This window comes from Treponema ruminis, assembly GCF_014201975.1.
GTDB lineage: Bacteria > Spirochaetota > Spirochaetia > Treponematales > Treponemataceae > Treponema_D > Treponema_D ruminis.
This window is the reverse complement of record NZ_JACHFQ010000007.1, coordinates 211,687-232,777: the sequence shown is the minus strand read 5'-3', so window position 1 is coordinate 232,777 and position 21,091 is coordinate 211,687. Positions and strand designations below refer to the sequence as shown.

The following is a 21,091-nucleotide window of genomic DNA, read 5'->3' as shown; positions in this document are numbered from 1 at the left end:
GAAAAATAAGTTTTTTCTTGCTTTTCTTGCAGTTTTCTTTTAAAAATAGAGATTATGGAGAAAATAATTTACGTTTTTGAGTCAGAGCCAATCGTCATGGAAGGGATCTGCTCATGGATTTCATCAAAAAAAGATTTAACAATTCGCGGCAAGGCAAGTACGGTCGAAGAGGCCCTTGAAATCATCAATTTTGCCAGTTTCGAGGAGGATGAACAGGCGGTCGCAATCATCGGAATCAACTTCCGCAAGGCCTGCGAGGCAAGGAACGAAAAGGGCATGAAAATTCTTTCCGCCATCAAGGATTCCGGCTTAAACATCAAAAGTCTGGTCTTCACGGATTTGGACAGGGGTTCATTCGTGCTCAAAGCCCTTTCCGAAAAGTACGGTGCCCAGGGCTTTGTCTCAAAAACCGCCGAAAAGCACATTCTTCTGGAGGCAATCGATTCCCTCATGGCGGGCCAGACTTACATTCAGCCCTACCTGCAGGAACAGGCTCAGGAAATCAAGGAAATACTCAAGCGTTTAACAAGAAGAGAAAAGGTTGTCCTTGAAAACATTCAGAACGGTCTTTCAAATCAGGATTCAGCAAAAATGTTAGGCCTCTCAGTCCGCACAATCGAGAACCATATCGCCCACATTTACAACAAGGCTAAAGTCTGCGCAAGGAATGAACTATTATTAAAACTAGGTACTAGGGGGGGGGGCAGATGTATAGTGATTTCTAGAAGTCATTTGCCGGGCTCTTTTGACAAGCCCGGCTTTTTATTTTATTTTGCGGCCTTAAAACCGTTTTCCAAATCTGCAATGATGTCGTCTACATGCTCAGTGCCGATTGAAAGGCGGATTGTGCTCTGAGTGATTCCCTGGTCAGCGAGTTCCGAATCAGTAAGCTGGGAATGTGTCGTTGTAGCCGGATGAATTACAAGCGACTTAACGTCAGCGACGTTTGCAAGAAGGCTGAAAATCTTCAGATTGTCGATGAATTTCCATGCCGCATCTTTTCCACCCTTAATTTCGAATGTAAAGATTGAAGCACCGCCGTTCGGGAAATATTTCTCGTAAAGGGCGTGATCCGGATGGTCAGCAAGTGAAGGATGATTTACTTTCTGAACCTGAGGATGCTTGCTCAAATATTCAACTACTTTCTTTGTATTTTCAACATGTCGGTCGAGTCGGAGTGAAAGTGTCTCAACGCCCTGCAAGAGAAGGAATGCGTTGAAAGGACTGATTGAAGCGCCCTGGTCACGGAGCAGGATTGCCCGGATATATGTTACGAAGGCAGCCGGTCCTACAGCCTCAGCGAATGAAATTCCGTGGTAGCTTGGGTTTGCTTCTGCGATTGGAGCGTATTTGCCAGATTTTTTCCAGTCAAATTTTCCAGAATCAACGATTACGCCGCCCAAAGTTGTTCCGTGTCCGCCCAGGAATTTTGTAGCAGAGTGAACTACGATGTCAGCTCCGTGCTCGATTGGCCGGATAAGGTAAGGAGTTCCGAATGTGTTGTCGATTACAAGCGGAAGTCCGTGTTTGTGTGCAATTTCAGCGATTTTATCGATGTCAGGAATGTCCGAGTTTGGATTTCCCAAAGTCTCAAGGTAAACTGCCTTTGTGTTCGGCTTGATTGCTCCCTCAAGTTCTGCAAGATTGTGGGCATCAACGAAAGTTGTCTCAACACCGAATCCTTTCAATGTGTGTGCAAGAAGATTGTATGTACCGCCGTAGATTGTTTTCTGAGCGACGATATGGTCTCCGGCCTGAGCCAGAGCCTCGATTGTGTAAGTGATTGCAGCCGCACCAGAAGCCACTGCAAGAGCCGCAACGCCTCCCTCCAATGCCGCAACACGCTTCTCCAAAACGTCCTGAGTAGAGTTTGTCAGACGTCCGTAAATATTTCCTGCATCAGCAAGTCCAAATCGGTCAGCCGCATGCTTTGAATTATGGAAAACATAAGAAGTTGTCTGATAAATAGGTACTGCGCGTGAATCCGTAGTAGGATCTGCCTGTTCCTGTCCAACGTGAAGCTGTAAAGTCTCGAAATGAAGTTTAGTATCTGTCATATTTTTTCTCCTGTTTTATAAATAAGGGGGAAGTCTCCCCCCACGGTCGCACTTCGTTGCGCCCTACCCTCTCTGCGGGCTCAAACGCCCCTGCGAGTTTGCTTTGCAAACTCGACTTCAACACCTGCTAAATATTAAGTACCCTCTCCGATTGGACTTAAAACTTTTTTAACTTGCCATCATACAACAGGAAATCATTCTCCCAAATCTAAAATTTTCTCTGACTAATTTCTCAAAAAATTCCGTCATAATTTTTTTTCCTCCTGTTGTTAATCTATTCCTACCTCTTTAGTAGGTAATTACACTATAAAGCGTATTTCCTACTATGTCAATGGGTAATAATTTTTTTTTGATTTTTTTTCAAAAAAAAACCGCTCCCTGAAAAAAGGAGCGGCTTCCGTTAAAAGTCTTTCTATACCCTGAACTGGTCAATCTGACCACCAATTTCCTGAATTGAATCTTCCATTTGATTTGCAATTCCACGCAAGGCTTCGCCGGTCTCGTTGATTTTTCGGGCACCAACCCGCATTTCATTCATGCTGTCTTGCATAACGCCAGTTGCATCCTGCAAATTACGGACTTCTTCAAGAATCGCCTTGTTTCCCTCGGACATCTCCTGACCAGCCGTTCGAACTTCAAGAGTTGAGTCATTCATCGCATGAAGAACTTCATTTATCTGCTGTGAACCTTCATTCTGTTCTTCCATAGCAGCCTTAATCTGACGTACAAGCTCATCAGTTTCTTTAATTTGCTCCGTGACAGCTCCAAAAGCTTCACTCGACTGTACCGAAGCCGATACAACACCAGAAATTGAATTCTGAATATTTGTCAGCTGCTCACCAATTGTTTTTGACTGCTGCCCGGAAGTCTCAGAAAGCTTACGAATTTCATCAGCTACTACTGCAAAACCTTTACCAGCATCGCCCGCATGAGCCGCCTCAATTGCCGCATTCATCGCAAGAAGATTTGTTTGTTCTGCAATCGCAGCGATAGCAACGTTCGCTTCCTGCAAAGTCTCGCTTTGATTTTTAATCTGTTCAATTTTGTCATTCACTTCATGCTGAATTTGCGCGCCATTCTGAGCATTCTGACTCAATCTCATGAAAGAACTTGACATTTTTTCCATTGAGGCATTGACCGACCGAATATTTCCAATCATCTCCTCAACTGCCGCACTTGCTTCCGTTACACCCGAACTCTGCTTCTCAATCATCCGCTCCAAAGATTCAATATTTGACGCAATCTGATTGACAGCACCAGCCGTCTGATGAACACTGTTCGCCTGATTGTTAATTTGTGTATAAACAGACTCGATATTTGCAAGAATTTGAGTAATCGAACTGGAAGTATCTTCCGTGCTCGCCTTAAGATTTTGACCTGCAATTCCAAGATTGCTTTTTGAGCCTTTGACCTGAGAAATTATCTCCTGAAGCTTAACCATGAACGAATTGAAGCCTTTGACGACATCAGAAACTTCATCATTTCCTCGATTTTCAATTCGTTTTGTCAAATCTGCATCGCCAGATGCAACATCCTCAATTGCATTTTTGACATTTTTGAGAGGTTTTAAACTAATTGACATCGTAGCGCCAACGCAAACAAAAGCAACGACAATCATTAAAATGGAAATCCATCCGATAATTGAACTCATGTGTGTCAGTTCGTGATAAAAATCCTGATAATCACAAACGCCCAAAACAGACCAGTCTGTATTAGGAATTGGCCGATAAGCCGCAAGCATCTTTTCACCATCAGCTTTATTTATGAAAATATCGCTTCCGACCTCGCCCGCCATAAGTTTTTTAAGGATCGGCGCAATGCTCGAATCTGCATTTTCAGTTATATCAGCAAATTCAAGGACATTATCAAAAACAGTCGAAGCCACAGTGTGACCAGTCTTTCGGCTTACGACTCGGACATGTGAATCTGAAACACCGAAACTGATTTTCTCAATCTGCCTTGAAAGCTCCTCACCCAAAACATTTGCCGTGACACAACCTACTGGCTTTCTATTTGAATCAAAAACTGGAACCGAATAAATCTGAAAAAGTACGTTAGTTACAGGATTGACTGCCGGATCTGCGACATATCTTTCACCTCTTCCTGCCGCATCAATATAAGCACGTTTCAAGGTAATTTTCTGGCCTGCCGCTGTAAAACTATTTCCACCAAGGTCATAAAAACCGATATTTTCATATTCACTGCTCATTTTTGAGACACGAGTAAGCTGCTGACATTTCTCCAAAAGAGGAACTTCATCACTTTTGATCATATCCATTTCAGCAATTGCCTGTAACATTCTGAATTGCTTTTCTGTCTGACCGCTGATTTTATTGACCGCAGCGTCAGTAACAGAATCAAGTAAGCGGGCAACTGTTTTCGATGTCGAATTTGTGGAAAGATTTAATGTTGTCGATACAATAACAACATTTGAAACTATAAAAATTGCCAAAACGATAGCAATTAAACGGAATTGTAATGTTTGAAAGAACTTAGAAATTTTCATAAATACCTCAAATTTTTTGGTATTCAGATCGTGAAAAAGTGAACGCCACTATCTATTATATACTATTTCAATTTTTTTACAATTTTATTTTAAGTTTTTTAGAAAGGAATTTAAATATTTAAAATAAAAAAACCGCCCCTGTATTAAGGAGCGGCTACGCATAATCAGATATTAATTATTATGCTTCAGCAGAAGCTTCTTCTGTTGCTGGTGCTGCAGCAGCTGCTGCGGCTTTGCTAGCTCTAGCTTCTTTGCGTGCAATGTTCTTCAACTGAGCGTTGCAGAATTTGCAGATTTTTACAGTGTTTCCATCAATTTCTTTCTCATAAAGAACTTTGATGTTTTCGTTTCCACAGCGTGGGCATTTTCCACGACCGTGATTAGGTTCAGTGCGAACTCCAGTTCCACGATGTGCCTTAGACATACTTAACTCCTTATTTAGCTTCTTCAGCAGGAGCTGCTTTCTCTGCAGTCTTAGCCTTTGATGCAGCTTTCTTTGCAGGAGCTTTTTTAGCAGCTGGTTTCTTTTCTTCTTTATCAGCTTTCTTAGCCTTTGCTGGTGCTTCATCTTCGCTTGATGGCAACTTGTAGTCAACCAATTCAAGGATTACAACATCAGCGGCATCGCCCTGACGGAAACCGAGTTTAAGAATGCGTGTATAACCACCATTGCGATCCTTCATGCGAGGACCAATTTCTGTAAAGAGTTTGTTCAAGATTTTCTCGTCCTGAATAAACTTTGCAGCAGTACGGCGGTTGTGTACAGAATCTACTTTACTGCGTGTAATCAACTTTTCAGCAGCCTTACGAACTTCCTTAGCCTTTGCTTTTGTAGTTGTAATGCGCTCAAATCTGAAAAGTGAAGTAACCATGTTTCGCGACATTGCACGCTGATGAGCGGCAGTTCGTGAAAGTGGATTAAATCCCGTCTTATTTCTCATTGGATTCTTCCTTTTGTGCTGGCTTTGTCAAATTGACTGAGTTTTTCAAATGGCTGTAATCAGTCATTCCCAAGTTCAAGTTCCATTCGAGGAGCTTTTCCTTGATTTCTGTAAGTGATTTTTTACCAAAGTTTCGTGTCTTGGCAATATCATCTTCAGTTTTTCTAGTCAATTCGCCGATTGTGCGAATATTCGCATTTTTGAGACAATTTGATGAGCGAACTGAAAGCTCAAGCTCCTCTACAGGAGTGTTAAGCAACTGACGAATCTTTTCATCGCCTTCATCAAAATCATCACCACCAGAAATATCACTGTCATTGAAGTTTACAAAAACTGAGAAGTGATCTTTTGCAATTTTTGCAGCTTCAGCCAATGCATCTTCTGGAGCTATAGTTCCATCAGTCCATACTTCAAGAACAAGCTTGTCATAATCGTTACGCTGGCCTACTCGGCAAGGTTCGATCATGTATTTTACTTTTGTTACAGGTGTAAAGATTGCATCCATCGGAATTGTACCAACAACTTCGATATAATGCTCGTTTACTTCTGCAGGGACATAACCTCTTCCCAAATCAACCTGAATCTCAATTTCGACATGAGCACCGTCCATCATTGTGAAGACTGGTACATCTTTTGTAAGAACTTCAAGCTGTCCTTCTTTTGCGAAGTCATCAGTCTTGACTGTGCCAGGACCTTTGAAATCAAAAAGGATTGTATCCTGCTCAACGTCTTCCGGCAATCTCAAACGCATAAGCTTGAGACTGTTCAAGATTTCCAAAGTGTCTTCTGAAACGTTAGGAATTGTTTCAAATTCACTTGAAATAACATGCGGAACACCGTCAGGATCGTAAGATGTAATTCTTACTGAGGAAATTGCGTATCCCTGAATAGAAGAAAGAAGTACACGTCGGAGTGTATTTCCAATTGTAGTACCAAATCCTGTCTCAAAAGGATAAGCTGTAAACTTTCCGTAATTCGGGTTTGTTTCAAGAGGATCGAACTGAACGGTTTTTGGTTTTTTAAAACCTTTCAGCAAGTTTTTTCGAGCCATCTGAACTCCTTTTTCAAACTTAGAGCTCATACAGGAGCTACTGTTTCATTCAGAAGATTTTCACCCTCTGACTTCACAACTATCAGATAGTAACCATGCTTTTTAAAGCACAATAATTCACTAAGACAGGAAGAAACTCCTGCCTCGGTGAAATAAAGTTACATACGGCGTGTTTTGCGAGGACGACATCCGTTGTGTGGAATTGGTGTTGTATCAGCGATTGATTTTACTTTCAATCCCAAAGCACCAAGAGCACGTACAGCGTTCTCTCGACCCATTCCTGGACCTTTAACAAAAACATGGACTTCACGAAGACCATAGCTTACAGCCTTCTGAACTGCTGTTTCAGCAACAGTCTGAGCTGCAAATGGAGTTGATTTTTTTGCTCCACGGAAACCGAGTCCACCTGAAGATGCCCATGAAAGAGCATTTCCGTTCAAATCTGTAATAGTTACGATAGTATTGTTGAACGTAGCCTGGATATAAACATTTCCCTCGTATACGCTCTTCTTTTCCTTTCGCTTTTTTGCGGTTGCCATTAACTATTCCTCCGTCTAATTAGACTGCCTTTTTCTTGTTAGCAACAGTCTTCTTCTTACCTTTTCGTGTGCGTGCATTTGTGCGTGTACGCTGGCCACGGCATGGCAAACCTTTTCGATGACGAAGACCACGGTAACAACCGATGTCCATCAGACGTTTAATGTTAAGACCGATTTCTGAGCGAAGATGACCTTCAACCTTATACTCTGTGTCAATCAAAGTACGGATTTTAGCCAATTCGTCCTGATCCAAATCATTCATCATTTTGTTTGGATCAATCTTTGTCTTTTCACAAATTGTCATTGCTGATGAACGACCAATACCGTAAATGTAGGTCAATGCAACAAAGACATGTTTATTTGGGAGATCAACTCCCGCAATTCGAGCCATCTGTTACTCCTTAACCCTGCTTCTGCTTATGTTTTGGGTTTGAACAAATGATACGGATGATTCCGTTTCGTTTGATAACCTTACACTTATCGCAGATGGGCTTTACGCTGGTTCGTACTTTCATAAAAGTCCCCCTGGGGATATAGTATACTTCGCTTGAATCATGGCAGTTCGCAATGAACTACAATCCAAGTCCGATGAGTATACCATAAAATCCCTATCTTATTCTACAGGAAAACCAAGAAAATTCGGAAAATTCTTGCAAATTCTTTAGAATTTATTTTACAAATTTCTTGATCTCAATTTGCCTTTCTTAACAAGACCATCTGCATGGTGCATTTTAAGAAGAGCTTCAACCTGACTCATTGTATCCAAATCAACACCGACCAAAATCAAGAGCGAGGTGCCACCCATCAACATAGAAATTGACTGTGGGAAGCCAAACAGATTCTGGATGATTGTTGGAAGTACTGCGATTGCAGCGAGATAAAGTGAGCCTGGCAATACAAGTCTATTCAGAACTTTCTGCATATATTCTTCTGTTTTGTCTGTTCTGATTCCAGGGATAGAACCACCGTTCTCACGGATATTCTTTGCGATTTCAGTAGGGTTCAGTGTTACCTGAGTGTAGAAGTAAGCAAAGAAGATAATCAACAGAACGAGAAGGATATTGTAGAGCCAACCTGTTGGATTGAGCTTTGCAGAGAGCGAAGCGATCCAGCGAGCTGAATTCTGATTGTTACCAAGACTAGAAACAATCTGCAACGGGAAAGTCAAGAACGATGATGCGAAGATTACCGGAATAACTCCCGAAGGATTGATTTTGAATGGAATGTATGTGCTCTGACCGCCATACATTTTTCGACCAACTACACGCTTTGCATAGTGCACTGGAATTTTTCGTTCGCCAGACTGTTCGTAAACAACAAAAGCGATGATTCCGATGAACATAAGCAAAACAATGATTACGAATACCGGGTTGAGAGAGCCGTCTGCAACTCTGTTACGGAGCTCAAGAACAGCGTGTGGCAATCGGGCAACGATACCTGCGAAAATGAGCATTGAAATGCCGTTTCCGATACCGTGTGCTGTAATCTGATCACCAAGCCAGATTGTAATCATTGCGCCTGTTGTGACAGTGAGCATTGCGAGCAACTTAAATGCAAGCTGATTCTCAAGTGCGATTGCATTTGGAATACTTGCCGCATAAACAGTTACAGCCAAAGACTGAATCAGACATACAAAAACTGTACCGATTCGAGTCCAAGCTGCAACTTTGCGCTGACCGCCATCTTCCTGAGCTGCACGCTTAAGAGATGGGAAAATGATCAACGCAAGCTGCAATATAATCTGTGTTGATACATACGGCATTACACCGAGCATGAACACAGAAAAGTTAGAGAATGCACCACCGGCAAAAAAGTCCATGTAGCTGGCAAACGCGTTTTTGTTATGCTTTGCAAGTTCCTCGAAGTAATTTACGAGGACCTGAGCATTGATTCCCGGAATTGTAAGAACGCATCCGAGACGGAAAACTACGAGTACAACAAAAGTAAAGAAGAGGCGATCGCGCAATTCTTTAATTCTGAACATATTTGCAACTGGATTGTTTGCCATGAGTGTCTCCAAAGCCTACTTTTTTTATTTTGCTTCTTCAGCAGACTTTACAGAACCACCAGCCTTTTCGATTTTGGCTTTTGCAGAAGCAGAAACCTTATCTACATCAACTGTAAGGTTCTTAGTCAAGTCACCGTTTCCGAGGACTTTAACCAAGCTTTTTGCTGATCTAATCAACCCCTTTGAAAGGAGTGAAGCTTTGTCTACTGTTTCTCCAGCAGCGAATTTCTGCTCGAGAACTTCGACATTAATTACATCATACTCTTTCTTGAAAGGGTAGTTAGAGAAACCACGGTGAGCGATGCGGCGGTAAAGTGGCATCTGACCACCTTCGAAGCCTACATACGGAACAGCAGAGCCTGAGCGTGACTGCTGACCTTTGTTTCCCTTACCAGCTGTTGTACCGAGTCCAGAAGAAGAACCACGTCCTACTCTCTTCGGCTTTTTGTTAGCGCCCTCTGGTGCGTGCAAAAGAAAATCAGACATTATTCAGCCTCCTCTACTTTAACAAGGTGAGCAACAGCATTTACCATACCAAGAACGGCAGGTGTTGCTTCGTGAACAACTGAAGAGCTAATCTTTTTAAGACCAAGACTGCGGACAGTTGCCTTTTTCTCAGGTTTCTGACCAATAACGCTCTTTACGAGAGTAACTTTAATTTTCTTAGCCATAATTAACCCCACATATCCTGCAGAGATTTACCTCTGTTAGATGCGATCTCTTTAGCGTCCATAAGATTCTCAAGAGCGTTGAATGTAGCGCGAACTACGTTTACCGGGCTTGAAGATCCCAAAGACTTAGAAATAACATCAGTAGCTCCAATTGCATCCATGATAGCACGAACTGTACCACCAGCGATGATTCCAGTACCTGGACAAGCTGGTTTAAGAAGAATTGAAGAACTCTTATAGTTACCAAGCATCTCGTGTGGCAAAGTTCCGTTCTTTACTGGAACGAACATCAAGCTTCTCTTTGCCTTGTCAATGCTCTTTCGAATTGCCTCAGATACATCGTTAGCTTTGCCAAATCCGTATCCGACGCGGCCTTTTCCGTCGCCTACAACTGTAAGAGCTGAGAAAGACATACGGCGTCCACCTTTTACAGTTTTAGCAGTACGGTTCAGTCTTACGAGTTTTTCAACGAACTCTTTCTGTTCTTTTTCAAACTTATTCTGGCGTTCCATAGACTCTCCTAGAAAATGATACCTGCTTTGCGGGTTCCATCGGCAAGGGCCTTTACAACACCATGATACAGATAACCGTTGCGGTCGAAGACTACTGTTGTAATCTTTTTATCCTGCAAGCGTTTTCCGAATGCTTCACCAAGCTTTGCTGCGCCCTCAGTGTTTGGCTTGAGGTCAGCAAATTCTTTTTCCAATGTAGAAATTGAAGCAAGGGTGTGTCCCTTATCATCATCAATAACCTGCATATAAAGATTTGTGTTGCTTCGGTACACAGTCAGGCGTGGACGAGCAGCAGTTCCGTAGATTGATTTACGGATGTGAATCTTACGATGCATGCGTTTTCTTGCTTTATCATTCATCTTTTTAATGAACATTGTGTTACACCGCCTTATTTAACGCCGGTTTTACCGACTTTGCGTCTGATGACTTCAGTTTCATAGCGGATTCCTTTGCCTTTGTATGGCTCTGGAGCACGCAATTTACGAATCTGAGCGCTAAATTCACCTACCAACTGCTTAGAGATACCGCTGATAGTAACTTTACCAGCAGCGTCTGCTGTAACAGTAAGACCTTCAGGAATAACTGCGATGAAGTCAGATGAATATCCGAGGTTCATTACAAGTTCTTTACCTTTAACTTCTGCACGGTAACCAACACCTGTGATAACAAGTGTCTTTGTGAATCCAGTTGTAACACCTACGACCATGTTATGAATGAGGTTGCGGTACAAGCCGTGAGCTGCACCAGCATTTTTTGACTCATCAACTGGTTTTACCAACAACTCTGAACCGTTAACTTCAACAGTTACGAGGTTGTTGATTTTCTCTTTGAGTTCGCCTTTTGGACCTTTAACAGTAACAAGGCCCGGGTTTACAGTGATTGTAACTCCCGCTGGAATAGCAACAGGAAGCTTACCAATTTTTGACATACCTTCCTCCTATTACCAGACTTTGCAAACCAATTCGCCGCCGACCATCTTTTCGCTTGCTTTCTTACCAGTTGTAACACCAGCAGAAGTAGAAACAATCAATGTTCCCAAGCCATTGTAGATACGTGGCAAATCTTTGTAACCAGAATAAACACGGCGACCTGGTGTTGAGATTTTCTCTACACCGTGGATAACCGGATTATTTGAATCATCATACTTCAAGAAGATGCGGATGATGTTTTTTCCCTCTTCCTGAACTTTCTTGAAATTTTTAATGTAACCTTCTGTTTTCAGGATCTTAACAATTTCCAGCTTAAGTTTTGATGTTGGAACATCAACCTTTTCGTGGCGAGCCTGAACAGCGTTACGAACCTTAGTCAGCATGTCTGCGATTGGGTCTGATACACTCATTTCTATTCCTCCACTACCAGCTAGATTTTGTTACGCCTGGCAACAGGCCTTCACTTGCCATTTTGCGGAAGCAAATACGGCACATCTTAAACTTGCGCAAATAACCGCGAGGGCGACCGCAAATCTGACAGCGATTGTATTCTCGTGTCTTATATTTTGGTGTGCGGGCAGCCTTGATAACCATTGATTTCTTAGCCATGATTCCTCACTACTTTCTGAACGGCATGTTGAACTTAGTAAGAAGTGCCTTAGCCTCAGCGTCAGTTTTTGCACTAGTTACGATAGAAATATTCATACCAGCAATCTTAGTGATTTTATCAAAGTCGATTTCTGGGAAGATAATCTGTTCAGTAATACCAAGAGAGAAATTTCCGTGTCCGTCAAAACCAGTAGCCTTGATTCCGCGGAAATCCTTAACACGAGGCAATGCAACATTGATGAGGCGGTCCAAGAATTCATACATGTTGTTACCGCGCAATGTTACCATTACACCTACTTCGTTGCCCTCACGAAGCTTGAAGTTAGCAATACTCTTTCTCGCTCTAGTCTTTACAGCATGCTGTCCAGTAATCTGACTAATATCAGCTACTGCGGCGTCAAGGAGTTTCTTGTTAGTGAGAGCTTCGCCAACACCCATGCTGACAACAACCTTTTTGATGGCTGGAATCTGCATTACGGATGTGTAACCGAGTTCTTTGAAGAGCTCTGGGGCGATTTGGTCCTTATAGACTTTCTTAAGCCGTGGTACGTAATTATCCATTACAGTGCTTCTCCACATTTGCGGCAGACACGAATCTTTTTGTCGCCGTCGATTTTATAACCAACTCTAGTAGGGCCACATTTTTTGCAAACGATGGCTACATTAGAGATGTGCAACGGAGCCTCGACCTCGACGATTCCGCCCTGGTCCTGCTGGCTTCGCTTTTTCATTGCCTTTTTGACAATGTTGATTCCTGAAACGATAACTGCATCTTTTTTGCTGATAACGCGAACGATTGTTCCGCGCTTACCTTTGTCTTTTCCTGCAATTACCTGGACGGTATCGTCCTTATGGATTTTGAATTTCTTGTTCATTATTCAATTCTCCTTACAGAACTTCCGGCGCAAGTGATACGATCTTCATACAGTCCATATCACGAAGCTCACGGGCTACCGGTCCAAAAATACGTTTTCCTTTCGGGTTTTTGTCTGCATCAACGATAACGCAAGCATTGTCGTCGAAGCGGATGTATGTTCCGTCTGGGCGGCGGTATTCTTTCGCAACACGAACGATTACAGCCTTTTCTACTGAACCTTCTTTGATTGTAGAAGTAGGAATTGCTTCCTTAATAGCTACTACAACAACATCACCGATTCCGGCATATCGGCGGTGTGAGCCACCGAGTACCTTGATTACCTGAGCTCTTTTAGCTCCGGAGTTATCGGCAACTGTCAAATTTGATTGCATCTGAAGCATGTCTTTAACTCCTTAAGCTTATTTAGCTCTCTCGATGATTTCTGCAAGTCTCCAGCATTTATCTTTGCTGATTGGACTGCATTCTACGATGCGAACTGTGTCTCCAATGTGAGCTTCGTTCTGCTCATCGTGTGCCTTACACTTCTTTGTTCGTGTAACATATTTTTTGTAAAGGGTATCCATTTTTTTGGTGTTGATTGAAACAACAATGGTTTTATCCATTTTGTCGCTTGTTACAATCCCAACAAAAGCTCGTTTACCACCCTTTGTCTTAACCTGTTCTGCCACGGGTCAGCTCCTATTTGTTTTCTCCGGCAAGTTCTTTTGCACGGATGAAAGTGTTCAAGCGGGCAATGTCGCGACGCATTGTGCGCTTCTGCATAGGGTTATCTACATGGCCGATTACCATCTGGAATCGAAGATCCATGTATTTCTGTTTAAGTTCATTTCGCTGTGCAACCAACTCAGCGTAAGAAAGTTCTTTTACATTCTTTTTTGATTTCTTTGTATCAGCCATTTCTTACTCCTTAGTCTTTAGTTGGTTTGAAAGCGATTTTTGTTTTGATAGGAAGTTTGCTGGCAGCAAGCTCAAGAGCGCGCTCTGCAAGCTTAATATCAATACCACCGACCTCAAACAAAATTACGCCTGGCTTAATAACAGCTGCCCAGAACTCTGGAGCACCCTTACCTTTACCCATTCGAGTATCAGCAGGCTTTTTTGTTATCGGTTTGTCCGGATATACACGAAGCCAAACGTTACCTTTTCGTTCAAGCTTACGATTGATTGCAACACGGGCAGCCTCGATGTGCTTTGCGCTCAACCAAACTGGCTCGAGAGCTACGAGAGCAATCTCGCCGAAGTCGATTGTGTTGGCACGTGTTGCGTTACCTTTAATTCTACCGCGCTGTACCTTGCGGTGAATAACTCTTTTAGGACTAAGCATTTACTTTACTCCTTTGAAGCATTTGCCGCACGGGCAGGCTTTTTAGCTCTTGGTTTCTCACCATCACCAGAAGCCTGTGAGCGCTCATGGCGTGGCTTGCGAACAAGCTGACCAGCATCTTCGTTCTGCTCGTGACCATATTTCATGCCATTGAAAACCCATACTTTGATACCGATTTTACCGTATGTTGTATGTGCCTCGAATGTGCCATAGTCGATGTCTGCACGAAGAGTGTGGAGAGGAACGCGTCCCTCTTTGTGTTCTTCAGAGCGTTTCATATCTGCTCCGCCGAGACGACCTGACAAGCGAATCTTGATTCCCTGTGCTCCGCCTTTCATAGCGTTTGCAGAAGCCTGCTTGAGAGCCTTGCGGAATGAACCGCGGCCAGAAAGCTGGCGTCCAATATTCTGTGCGATGAGTGATGCATTGATGTCAGCGCGTTTGATTTCCTTGATCTTAATCTGAACTTTTTTAGTCAGTTTAGACTGGATCTCTGCGCTAATTTTCTCAATGTTAGCACCTTTTACACCAATAATTACACCTGGGCGTGCTGTATGAATAACAATTGTAACACGCTGCGGATGACGAACAATTTCGATTTCTGCAATGTCAGCATTCTGACATTCTGGCAGAGCTTTTACCATATTGCGGATTTTCAAATCCTCAATAACGAGGTCTGCATACTCACGAGGATTAGCATACCAGCGTGACTGCCATGTCTTGTTAATTCCAAGACGCAAACCGATTGGATTTACTTTCTGACCCACTTTATTCCCCCGCCTTCTCGTCAACAATGACGGTGATATGACACATGCGTTTCAAGAGTTGATCAGCACGACCGCGAGCGCGGAACCAAACTCTCTTGAGTCTCGGACCTTCGTCGATACGAATTTCTTTGACATAGAGCATATCTTCATCAAGCTTCTTGTTTGCGAACAGAGCGTTTGCTACAGCTGATTTAAGAGTACCTTTAATCAACTTTGCACCTTTCTGTGGCATGTTCTCAAGAATCGCCATAGCTTCTGAGCATGACTTCTGATTGATTACACGAGCAACAGGACGAACCTTTGTTGGTGATGCAATCAGGAATTTAGTAGTGGCTACATAACCTTTCTTTTCAGCCATAATATCCACCCTTACTTACCAGCTTTTTTGTCTGAACCGCCATGTCCCTTGAAGGTACGTGTCGGAGCAAACTCGCCAAGCTTGTGGCCTACGAGGTTCTCTGTTACGTAAACAGGAATCCATGACTTACCGTTGTAAACACTAATTGTGTTGCCAACCATCTCTGGAATGATTGTAGAGCAGCGAGAATATGTTTTGATCATCTTCTTGTCTGACTCTTTATTCATTTCAATAACTTTCTTGTAAAGACTCTTTTCAATGAAAGGTCCTTTCTTAACAGATCTTGACACCGTTAACTCCTATGCAACTACTTCTTGCGGCGTGAAATAATGAACCGGCTAGAAGTCTTTCTTCTGTTGCGGGTTTTGTAACCACGACATGGCTGACCCCAAGGAGTAACAGGAACGTGTCCTTTACCAGCGCCTTCACCACCACCAAGTGGATGATCGACTGGGTTCATTGCCATACCACGAACTGTTGGACGAATACCGAGCCATCGTTTGCGACCAGCTTTACCAAGCTGAGTATTCATGCGCTCTTCGTTGCCGACAATACCGATTGTTGCATAGCATTTGCCATGGATACGGCGTGTCTCACCTGAAGGAAGGCGGATGATTACGTAGTCACCATCTTTACCCTGAACGGTTGCACCTGCACCAGCAGAGCGAACAAGCTGTCCACCGCGACCGAGAGTGAGCTCGATGTTATGAATAGTGAAACCTGCAGGAATTACTTCGAGAGGAAGTGCATTTCCAACTGTTGGAGCTGCATTCTCACCAGCCATAATTTTCTGTCCTACGATAAGTCCTTTAGGAGCAATAATATAGCGTTTTTCGCCATCTGCATAAGCAATCAAAGCAATGTTTGCACTGCGGTTTGGATCATATTCAATTGTCTTGACTGTTCCAGGAATACCATGCTTATTGCGTTTGAAATCGATTACGCGATATTTTCTTTTGTGTCCGCCACCCTGGTGTCGTACTGTGATACGACCAGCAGAATTGCGTCCAGCTCGAGATTTTTGACCTGATACCAGTGTTTTCTCGGGTTTATCTGTTGTCAGTTCATCTCTTACCAAATCAATGCGAGTACGAGTACCTGCTGAATATGGTTTAAAAACTTTAAGAGCCATCTGGTTCCCCTTAATTCACGAAGGCTTAAACGCCCTCGAATACCTTAATGGTTTCGCCAGGAGCAAGGCGTACAATAGCCTTCTTCCAGCTGGCAGTTCTACCAGGTTTACCACGAACCCGTTTTTCCTTGCCACGAACGTTAATAGTTGTGCAGTTCACAACCTTTACATTGAAGAGCTTAGCTACAGCATCTTTAATCTGAAGCTTTGTAGCAGCAGGCGCAACTCTGAATACATATTTACCCTGCTCACGCAAAGCAGTTGCACTTTCAGAGAGCACAGGCTCAATAAGAATATCATGTAAATCAATCATTATTTAGCCTCCGCAGTTTTCTCTTCAACTTTATAGAATTCTGAAAGATTCTTTGCAGCACCCTCGAGGAGGATAACCTTTCTTCCGTAGAAGAGGTCATGTGCGCGAAGACGGTTGAACGACAAGAAGTGCAAGTTTGGAATATTTTTTCCAGCCTGGCGAAGCTTTTTGTCATCGTCTTTCAAAATAAGAACTGTGCGTTCATCTTTAGCGAAGTTGCTAAGGATTTTAACCAAGTCCTTTGTTTTTCCGCTTTCTACAGTGAAATCTTCAACAACTGTAAGACGGTCGCTCTGAGCCTGGAGACTCAAGATTGATTTCATTGCAAGGCGTTTTTCTTTCTTTGGAATTGAGTAGCTGTAATCGCGTGGTTTTGGTCCAAAGATTGTGCCGCCGCCAACATTGATTGGTGATTTTTTATCACCACGGCGAGCATGACCAGTACCCTTCTGTTTGTACGGCTTAGCATTTGAGCCATGAACTTCAGCACGAGTTTTTGTACAAGCAGTTCCAACGCGCTTATTTGCTAATTCATTTGTGATGGCATAGTAAATGACATCTTCGTTTACAGGAAGTCCGAACACTTTATCATCAAGATTGATTGTGCGGAGTTCTTTACCATCGACTGAATAGACTTTCTTTTCCATCTTATCCCTCGACCTTATTTCTTAACCGCATTCTTGATAATAAGAGTTGCGTTTTTATTTCCTGGCACTGCGCCACGAACCAATACAACTTTGAGTTCCGGATCGATTTTAACAACTTTGAGGTTCTGTACCGTAACTCTTTCAGATCCCATGCGACCAGCCATTTTAATATTTTTCATGCTGTGTCCAGGTGTTGTACAGTTTCCTGTACCACCAGCTTCACGATGGAATTTTGAACCGTGTGATGCACGACCACCATGGAAGCCCCAGCGCTTCATAACGCCCTGGAATCCTTTACCTTTTGAAGTTGCTGTAACATCAAGGAATGCAGTTTTTTCAAACAATTCAAGACCAATCTGGTCTCCAACTGCAACTTCTTTCTCGAAGTCTCTGAACTCTTTCAGATGACGTTTCGGTGAAACATTCTCTGGAAACTGACCTTTGTATGCTTTGTTGACTTTAGATTCTTTCAAATCTTCAAGACCAAGAACAACAGCATCATAACCGTGAGTTTCCTTGTTCTTTGTAGCAATAACTGTATTCGGTTCTACATGGATCACGGTTACTGGTGTCAGATTACCGTTTTCATCGAATACCTGTGTCATTCCTACTTTTTTTGCAATCAGACCTTTCATTCTGATATAACTCCTATAGAAGAAATCCTTTGTTTTTCTGTAAAAAACTCAGATTTTCTCCCTGTCGGCCGCCATCCTGGATCCACAGGACCGTTACCGTTTTTTAACAGTAATCCAGCTGCAACGCAGTTTAAGACTTACTGTTTGATTTCTACATCTACACCGGCTGGCAATTCAAGCTTCATCAATGAATCCATAACGTCTGTTGATGGATCGATGATGTCGATAAGGCGTTTGTGTGTTCTCATCTCAAACTGCTCACGTGACTTTTTGTTAACGTGTGGTGAGCGGAGAACTGTTACCTTATTGATTCTTGTAGGAAGAGGAATTGGTCCTGAAACCTTTGCCCCTGCCTTCTGAACAGTCTGCACGATGGCTTTTGCACTCTGGTCAATCAACTCTACATCAAATGCTCGAAGTCTGACACGAATTTTGCTGTTAGCCATTTTAATTTTACTCCATTAGAAGTTTTGTAAAAGAACTTTCAACAGAGAGCCATAAAAATGACTCCCTGTTATTGAATCGCTAGCCTAATAAAAGACTATTCGATGATTTTTGTAACCTGACCAGAAGCGATTGTGTGACCACCTTCGCGGATAGCAAGTTTAAGACCCTCGTCCATAGCGATTGGGTGGATAAGCTCACCAATGATCTTTGTGTTGTCACCAGGTTTTACCATGTCTGTTCCAGCTGGCAATTCAACTGTACCAGTGATATCAGTTGTACGGAAGTAGAACTGTGGGCGGTAACCTGTGAAGAATGGTGAGTGACGTCCACCTTCTTCCTTAGAAAGAACGTAGATCTGAGCCTCGAATTTTGTGTGTGGGTGGATTGAGCCAGGAGCTGCAAGAACCTGTCCACGAACAACGTCTTTCTTCTCAACACCACGGAGAAGGATACCAACGTTGTCACCAGCCTGTCCCTGATCAAGAGTCTTCTGGAACATCTCGATACCAGTTACAGTTGAAGAAGCTGTTGGGCGGATACCAACGATTTCTACTGGGTCGTTCATGTTGATTACACCACGCTCGATACGACCAGTAACTACTGTACCACGACCAGAAATTGTGAAGATATCCTCGATTGGCATCAAGAATGGTTTATCAGCGTCGCGAACTGGATCGTCGAACCATGTATCCATAGCCTCAAGGAGCTCATCGATACATTTTGTATCATCTGCAGAAGCACCGTCAGCCAAAGCTTTGAATGCTGAACCTTTGATGATTGGTGTGTCTTCTGAGAAGCCATACTCTTTAACTGTATCTTTTACCTCTTCAACAACGAGCTCGAGAAGATCTGGATCGTCAACGAGGTCAACTTTGTTCAAGAATACGATAATCTTTGGTACACCAACCTGGCGAGCGAGCAAGAGGTGCTCACGAGTCTGTGGCATAACTGAGTCTGGAGCAGAAACAACGAGAACAGCACCGTCCATCTGAGCAGCACCAGTGATCATGTTCTTAATGTAGTCAGCATGTCCCGGGCAGTCGATGTGAGCATAGTGACGTTTGTCTGACTGATACTCCAAGTGACGTGTGTTGATTGTGATACCACGCTCTTTTTCCTCTGGAGCGTTATCGATTTCATCATACTTGAGAGCCTTATCACCATACTTTTTAGCACAGTGCATAGTGATAGCTGCAGACAATGTTGTCTTACCATGGTCAACGTGACCGATAGTACCAACGTTCATGTGAGGTTTAGTTCGGACGAACTTCTCCTTTGCCATGTTTTTCTCCTTTGCCGTTCCTTTTACGGCAGATTAAAATTTATGTGTTGCACTTTAAGCCAGAATATGAACATTTTCAACTGAAAAAGCCACATTCGCAGACACACTAATTACCTATAATAATGATTTTGATTGAAGATAAGACGGAAGAAATCAACTAAAACACTCCATAATCTCGAAATGCTTTTACCGGAACCACCGAATCATCATCAAACAAACTCGACAACTGGTCTGGAATCCAGAAACTTTTGGGAAAACCTCCGGAACCAGAATGTTCTTTTTGACAGAGGTACGATAACCTGAAAGCGTTTTGCGCTAACTTTACGGCACCGTCAGACTTAACAGGAAATTGAAGTCTGCCCAACAATCTCAAAGAACCTATTATCATCTGCACATATGCAGATTGCAAGTTCTTTATTTATATAATATTTAAGATTTTTGTTCAAGTGACTTAAAAGAATTTTTGCAGAAAAAGCAAAGTTTTTCTAAAGTTTTCAGATAAAGCGGATTATAATCACGCCGGAAATTTTTACATATATATAGAAGAAATAAAAAAAACTCCCGCGCTAAACGGGAGCCTTGTAAGGATGCCGGGCAGAAAACCCGACATGATACATTCTACCAGCGGTAGTGAGCAAAAGCTTTGTTTGCCTCTGCCATCTTGTGTGTATCTTCCTTCTTTTTGTAAGCAGAACCTGTGTTGTTGAATGCGTCGAGCAATTCAGAAGCAAGTGTATCTGCCATACCGTGACCGCTTCGAGCGCGAGCAGCAGCGATAACCCAACGCATAGCGAGAGCTTCTTTGCGTGCATCACGGATTTCACAAGGAACCTGATATGTAGCACCACCAACGCGGCGAGATTTAACCTCTACCATTGGTTTTACATTGTCAAGAGCTTTGAGGAATACCTCGAGTGGATCTTTGTCAGTTTTAGCTTTGAGCTGATCCATTGCTTTGTATACAATTTTTGTACAAGCGTCTTTTTTTCCGTCCAACATCATGCGTGAGACGAATTTTGTAACAACCGGGCTATTGTATTTTACATCAGGCACAATAGGACGATTTACTGATTTCTTATGTCTTCCCATAGTAATTCTCCTTTATTAAATTATGCCTTTGGTCGTTTTGCACCGTACTTAGAACGAGCACGTTTGCGTCCGTCTACACCGAGAGTATCTTTTGTACCACGGATGATGTGATAACGAACACCTGGAAGATCCTTTACACGACCGCCACGGATAAGAACAACTGAGTGTTCCTGCAAGTTGTGTCCAATACCTGGAATGTATGCAGTAACTTCAATTCCATTTGACAAGCGAACACGAGCTACCTTTCGGAGAGCTGAGTTCGGTTTTTTTGGTGTAACAGTCATAACACGTGTACATACACCGCGTTTCTGTGGACAAGACTCAAGAGCAGGAGCTTTTGTAGTGTTTGCCAAAGACTGTCGACCTTTTCGAACAAGTTGATTAATTGTAGGCATCG

General features: G+C 42.8%; 34 protein-coding genes. 1 reads left to right on the top strand and 33 read right to left on the bottom strand.

The window, feature by feature from the left end:
• The first annotated feature begins 54 nt into the window (after nucleotides 1–54).
• Nucleotides 55–855, top strand: a complete 801-nt coding sequence (locus HNP76_RS12145) for a response regulator transcription factor (RefSeq protein ID WP_184660883.1) — start codon at nucleotides 55–57, stop codon at nucleotides 853–855.
• Here the strand turns inward: HNP76_RS12145 and HNP76_RS12140 are convergent.
• From HNP76_RS12140 to rpsL, 33 genes are all read right to left on the bottom strand, one after another.
• Nucleotides 768–2,057 carry an O-acetylhomoserine aminocarboxypropyltransferase/cysteine synthase family protein gene (locus HNP76_RS12140; protein ID WP_184660880.1) on the bottom strand — a complete coding sequence of 430 codons (1,290 nt, stop codon included), beginning with the start codon at nucleotides 2,055–2,057 and terminating at the stop codon, nucleotides 768–770. The two genes, HNP76_RS12145 and HNP76_RS12140, sit on opposite strands and share 88 nt — an antisense overlap.
• 412 nt (nucleotides 2,058–2,469) lie before the next feature.
• On the bottom strand, nucleotides 2,470–4,563 hold the full coding sequence (locus HNP76_RS12135; protein ID WP_184660878.1) for a methyl-accepting chemotaxis protein: 2,094 nt from the start codon (nucleotides 4,561–4,563) through the stop codon (nucleotides 2,470–2,472).
• A 178-nt stretch (nucleotides 4,564–4,741) separates the two neighbouring features.
• Nucleotides 4,742–4,987 carry a hypothetical protein gene (locus tag HNP76_RS12130; RefSeq protein ID WP_184660877.1) on the bottom strand — a complete coding sequence of 82 codons (246 nt, stop codon included), beginning with the start codon at nucleotides 4,985–4,987 and terminating at the stop codon, nucleotides 4,742–4,744.
• Between the two features lie 10 nt (nucleotides 4,988–4,997).
• Complete coding sequence (gene rplQ / locus HNP76_RS12125; RefSeq protein WP_184660875.1) at nucleotides 4,998–5,504, bottom strand: 50S ribosomal protein L17; 507 nt, start codon at nucleotides 5,502–5,504, stop codon at nucleotides 4,998–5,000.
• Nucleotides 5,494–6,555, bottom strand: a complete 1,062-nt coding sequence (locus tag HNP76_RS12120; protein WP_184660873.1) for a DNA-directed RNA polymerase subunit alpha — start codon at nucleotides 6,553–6,555, stop codon at nucleotides 5,494–5,496. Before HNP76_RS12120 ends, rplQ begins: the two co-directional genes overlap by 11 nt.
• A 158-nt stretch (nucleotides 6,556–6,713) precedes the next feature.
• Complete coding sequence (gene rpsK / locus HNP76_RS12115) at nucleotides 6,714–7,094, bottom strand: 30S ribosomal protein S11 (RefSeq protein ID WP_184660871.1); 381 nt, start codon at nucleotides 7,092–7,094, stop codon at nucleotides 6,714–6,716.
• A 19-nt stretch (nucleotides 7,095–7,113) separates the two neighbouring features.
• Nucleotides 7,114–7,485 (bottom strand): 30S ribosomal protein S13, encoded by a 372-nt coding sequence (gene rpsM, locus HNP76_RS12110; RefSeq protein ID WP_184660869.1) that lies wholly within the window; start codon nucleotides 7,483–7,485, stop codon nucleotides 7,114–7,116.
• Between the two features lie 10 nt (nucleotides 7,486–7,495).
• Nucleotides 7,496–7,609: a 50S ribosomal protein L36 gene (rpmJ, locus tag HNP76_RS12105; protein ID WP_184660867.1), complete on the bottom strand. Its 114-nt coding sequence runs from the start codon at nucleotides 7,607–7,609 to the stop codon at nucleotides 7,496–7,498.
• A 158-nt stretch (nucleotides 7,610–7,767) separates the two neighbouring features.
• The gene (secY, locus tag HNP76_RS12100; protein ID WP_184660865.1) at nucleotides 7,768–9,102 is read right to left on the bottom strand and encodes a preprotein translocase subunit SecY; all 1,335 of its coding nucleotides are present in this window, start codon (nucleotides 9,100–9,102) and stop codon (nucleotides 7,768–7,770) included.
• A 24-nt stretch (nucleotides 9,103–9,126) separates the two neighbouring features.
• A complete protein-coding gene (gene rplO, locus HNP76_RS12095; protein ID WP_184660863.1) occupies nucleotides 9,127–9,588 on the bottom strand; it encodes a 50S ribosomal protein L15 in 462 nt (153 codons plus the stop codon).
• On the bottom strand, nucleotides 9,588–9,773 hold the full coding sequence (rpmD, locus tag HNP76_RS12090) for a 50S ribosomal protein L30 (RefSeq protein ID WP_184660861.1): 186 nt from the start codon (nucleotides 9,771–9,773) through the stop codon (nucleotides 9,588–9,590). Before rpmD ends, rplO begins: the two co-directional genes overlap by 1 nt.
• Before the next feature lie 2 nt (nucleotides 9,774–9,775).
• On the bottom strand, nucleotides 9,776–10,285 hold the full coding sequence (gene rpsE, locus HNP76_RS12085) for a 30S ribosomal protein S5 (protein ID WP_184660859.1): 510 nt from the start codon (nucleotides 10,283–10,285) through the stop codon (nucleotides 9,776–9,778).
• A gap of 8 nt (nucleotides 10,286–10,293) precedes the next feature.
• Complete coding sequence (rplR, locus tag HNP76_RS12080; RefSeq protein ID WP_184660856.1) at nucleotides 10,294–10,659, bottom strand: 50S ribosomal protein L18; 366 nt, start codon at nucleotides 10,657–10,659, stop codon at nucleotides 10,294–10,296.
• Nucleotides 10,660–10,673: 14 nt separating this feature from the next.
• Nucleotides 10,674–11,213, bottom strand: a complete 540-nt coding sequence (gene rplF, locus HNP76_RS12075) for a 50S ribosomal protein L6 (RefSeq protein ID WP_184660854.1) — start codon at nucleotides 11,211–11,213, stop codon at nucleotides 10,674–10,676.
• A 12-nt stretch (nucleotides 11,214–11,225) separates the two neighbouring features.
• On the bottom strand, nucleotides 11,226–11,624 hold the full coding sequence (rpsH, locus tag HNP76_RS12070) for a 30S ribosomal protein S8 (protein ID WP_184660852.1): 399 nt from the start codon (nucleotides 11,622–11,624) through the stop codon (nucleotides 11,226–11,228).
• A gap of 13 nt (nucleotides 11,625–11,637) precedes the next feature.
• Nucleotides 11,638–11,823, bottom strand: coding sequence for a type Z 30S ribosomal protein S14 (locus HNP76_RS12065; protein ID WP_184660850.1), 186 nt, complete (start codon nucleotides 11,821–11,823; stop codon nucleotides 11,638–11,640).
• Nucleotides 11,824–11,832: 9 nt separating this feature from the next.
• A complete protein-coding gene (gene rplE, locus HNP76_RS12060) occupies nucleotides 11,833–12,384 on the bottom strand; it encodes a 50S ribosomal protein L5 (RefSeq protein WP_184660848.1) in 552 nt (183 codons plus the stop codon).
• Complete coding sequence (gene rplX, locus HNP76_RS12055) at nucleotides 12,384–12,698, bottom strand: 50S ribosomal protein L24 (protein WP_184660846.1); 315 nt, start codon at nucleotides 12,696–12,698, stop codon at nucleotides 12,384–12,386. Before rplX ends, rplE begins: the two co-directional genes overlap by 1 nt.
• 13 nt (nucleotides 12,699–12,711) lie before the next feature.
• Complete coding sequence (gene rplN / locus HNP76_RS12050; protein WP_184660844.1) at nucleotides 12,712–13,080, bottom strand: 50S ribosomal protein L14; 369 nt, start codon at nucleotides 13,078–13,080, stop codon at nucleotides 12,712–12,714.
• 18 nt (nucleotides 13,081–13,098) lie between these two features.
• The gene (rpsQ, locus tag HNP76_RS12045; protein WP_184660841.1) at nucleotides 13,099–13,368 is read right to left on the bottom strand and encodes a 30S ribosomal protein S17; all 270 of its coding nucleotides are present in this window, start codon (nucleotides 13,366–13,368) and stop codon (nucleotides 13,099–13,101) included.
• 10 nt (nucleotides 13,369–13,378) lie between these two features.
• Nucleotides 13,379–13,597, bottom strand: a complete 219-nt coding sequence (gene rpmC, locus HNP76_RS12040; protein ID WP_184660839.1) for a 50S ribosomal protein L29 — start codon at nucleotides 13,595–13,597, stop codon at nucleotides 13,379–13,381.
• A gap of 10 nt (nucleotides 13,598–13,607) precedes the next feature.
• Entirely contained in the window at nucleotides 13,608–14,024 is a 417-nt protein-coding gene (rplP, locus tag HNP76_RS12035; protein ID WP_184660837.1) for a 50S ribosomal protein L16, read from the bottom strand.
• Nucleotides 14,025–14,029: 5 nt separating this feature from the next.
• The gene (gene rpsC, locus HNP76_RS12030) at nucleotides 14,030–14,791 is read right to left on the bottom strand and encodes a 30S ribosomal protein S3 (protein ID WP_184660835.1); all 762 of its coding nucleotides are present in this window, start codon (nucleotides 14,789–14,791) and stop codon (nucleotides 14,030–14,032) included.
• Nucleotide 14,792: 1 nt separating this feature from the next.
• Nucleotides 14,793–15,149: a 50S ribosomal protein L22 gene (gene rplV / locus HNP76_RS12025; RefSeq protein ID WP_184660833.1), complete on the bottom strand. Its 357-nt coding sequence runs from the start codon at nucleotides 15,147–15,149 to the stop codon at nucleotides 14,793–14,795.
• Between the two features lie 11 nt (nucleotides 15,150–15,160).
• A complete protein-coding gene (rpsS, locus tag HNP76_RS12020) occupies nucleotides 15,161–15,439 on the bottom strand; it encodes a 30S ribosomal protein S19 (protein ID WP_184660831.1) in 279 nt (92 codons plus the stop codon).
• 17 nt (nucleotides 15,440–15,456) lie between these two features.
• The gene (gene rplB / locus HNP76_RS12015) at nucleotides 15,457–16,281 is read right to left on the bottom strand and encodes a 50S ribosomal protein L2 (RefSeq protein WP_184660829.1); all 825 of its coding nucleotides are present in this window, start codon (nucleotides 16,279–16,281) and stop codon (nucleotides 15,457–15,459) included.
• 25 nt (nucleotides 16,282–16,306) lie between these two features.
• Nucleotides 16,307–16,591 carry a 50S ribosomal protein L23 gene (locus tag HNP76_RS12010; RefSeq protein ID WP_184660925.1) on the bottom strand — a complete coding sequence of 95 codons (285 nt, stop codon included), beginning with the start codon at nucleotides 16,589–16,591 and terminating at the stop codon, nucleotides 16,307–16,309.
• Between the two features lie 2 nt (nucleotides 16,592–16,593).
• Nucleotides 16,594–17,241 (bottom strand): 50S ribosomal protein L4, encoded by a 648-nt coding sequence (gene rplD, locus HNP76_RS12005; RefSeq protein ID WP_184660826.1) that lies wholly within the window; start codon nucleotides 17,239–17,241, stop codon nucleotides 16,594–16,596.
• A gap of 14 nt (nucleotides 17,242–17,255) precedes the next feature.
• Nucleotides 17,256–17,876: a 50S ribosomal protein L3 gene (rplC, locus tag HNP76_RS12000; protein ID WP_184660824.1), complete on the bottom strand. Its 621-nt coding sequence runs from the start codon at nucleotides 17,874–17,876 to the stop codon at nucleotides 17,256–17,258.
• Nucleotides 17,877–18,013: 137 nt separating this feature from the next.
• Complete coding sequence (gene rpsJ, locus HNP76_RS11995) at nucleotides 18,014–18,322, bottom strand: 30S ribosomal protein S10 (protein ID WP_184660822.1); 309 nt, start codon at nucleotides 18,320–18,322, stop codon at nucleotides 18,014–18,016.
• A 95-nt stretch (nucleotides 18,323–18,417) separates the two neighbouring features.
• On the bottom strand, nucleotides 18,418–19,605 hold the full coding sequence (gene tuf / locus HNP76_RS11990; RefSeq protein ID WP_184660820.1) for an elongation factor Tu: 1,188 nt from the start codon (nucleotides 19,603–19,605) through the stop codon (nucleotides 18,418–18,420).
• A 618-nt stretch (nucleotides 19,606–20,223) separates the two neighbouring features.
• Nucleotides 20,224–20,694, bottom strand: coding sequence for a 30S ribosomal protein S7 (gene rpsG, locus HNP76_RS11985; RefSeq protein WP_184660818.1), 471 nt, complete (start codon nucleotides 20,692–20,694; stop codon nucleotides 20,224–20,226).
• Between the two features lie 20 nt (nucleotides 20,695–20,714).
• A complete protein-coding gene (gene rpsL, locus HNP76_RS11980; RefSeq protein ID WP_184660816.1) occupies nucleotides 20,715–21,089 on the bottom strand; it encodes a 30S ribosomal protein S12 in 375 nt (124 codons plus the stop codon).
• Nucleotides 21,090–21,091: the final 2 nt, after the last annotated feature.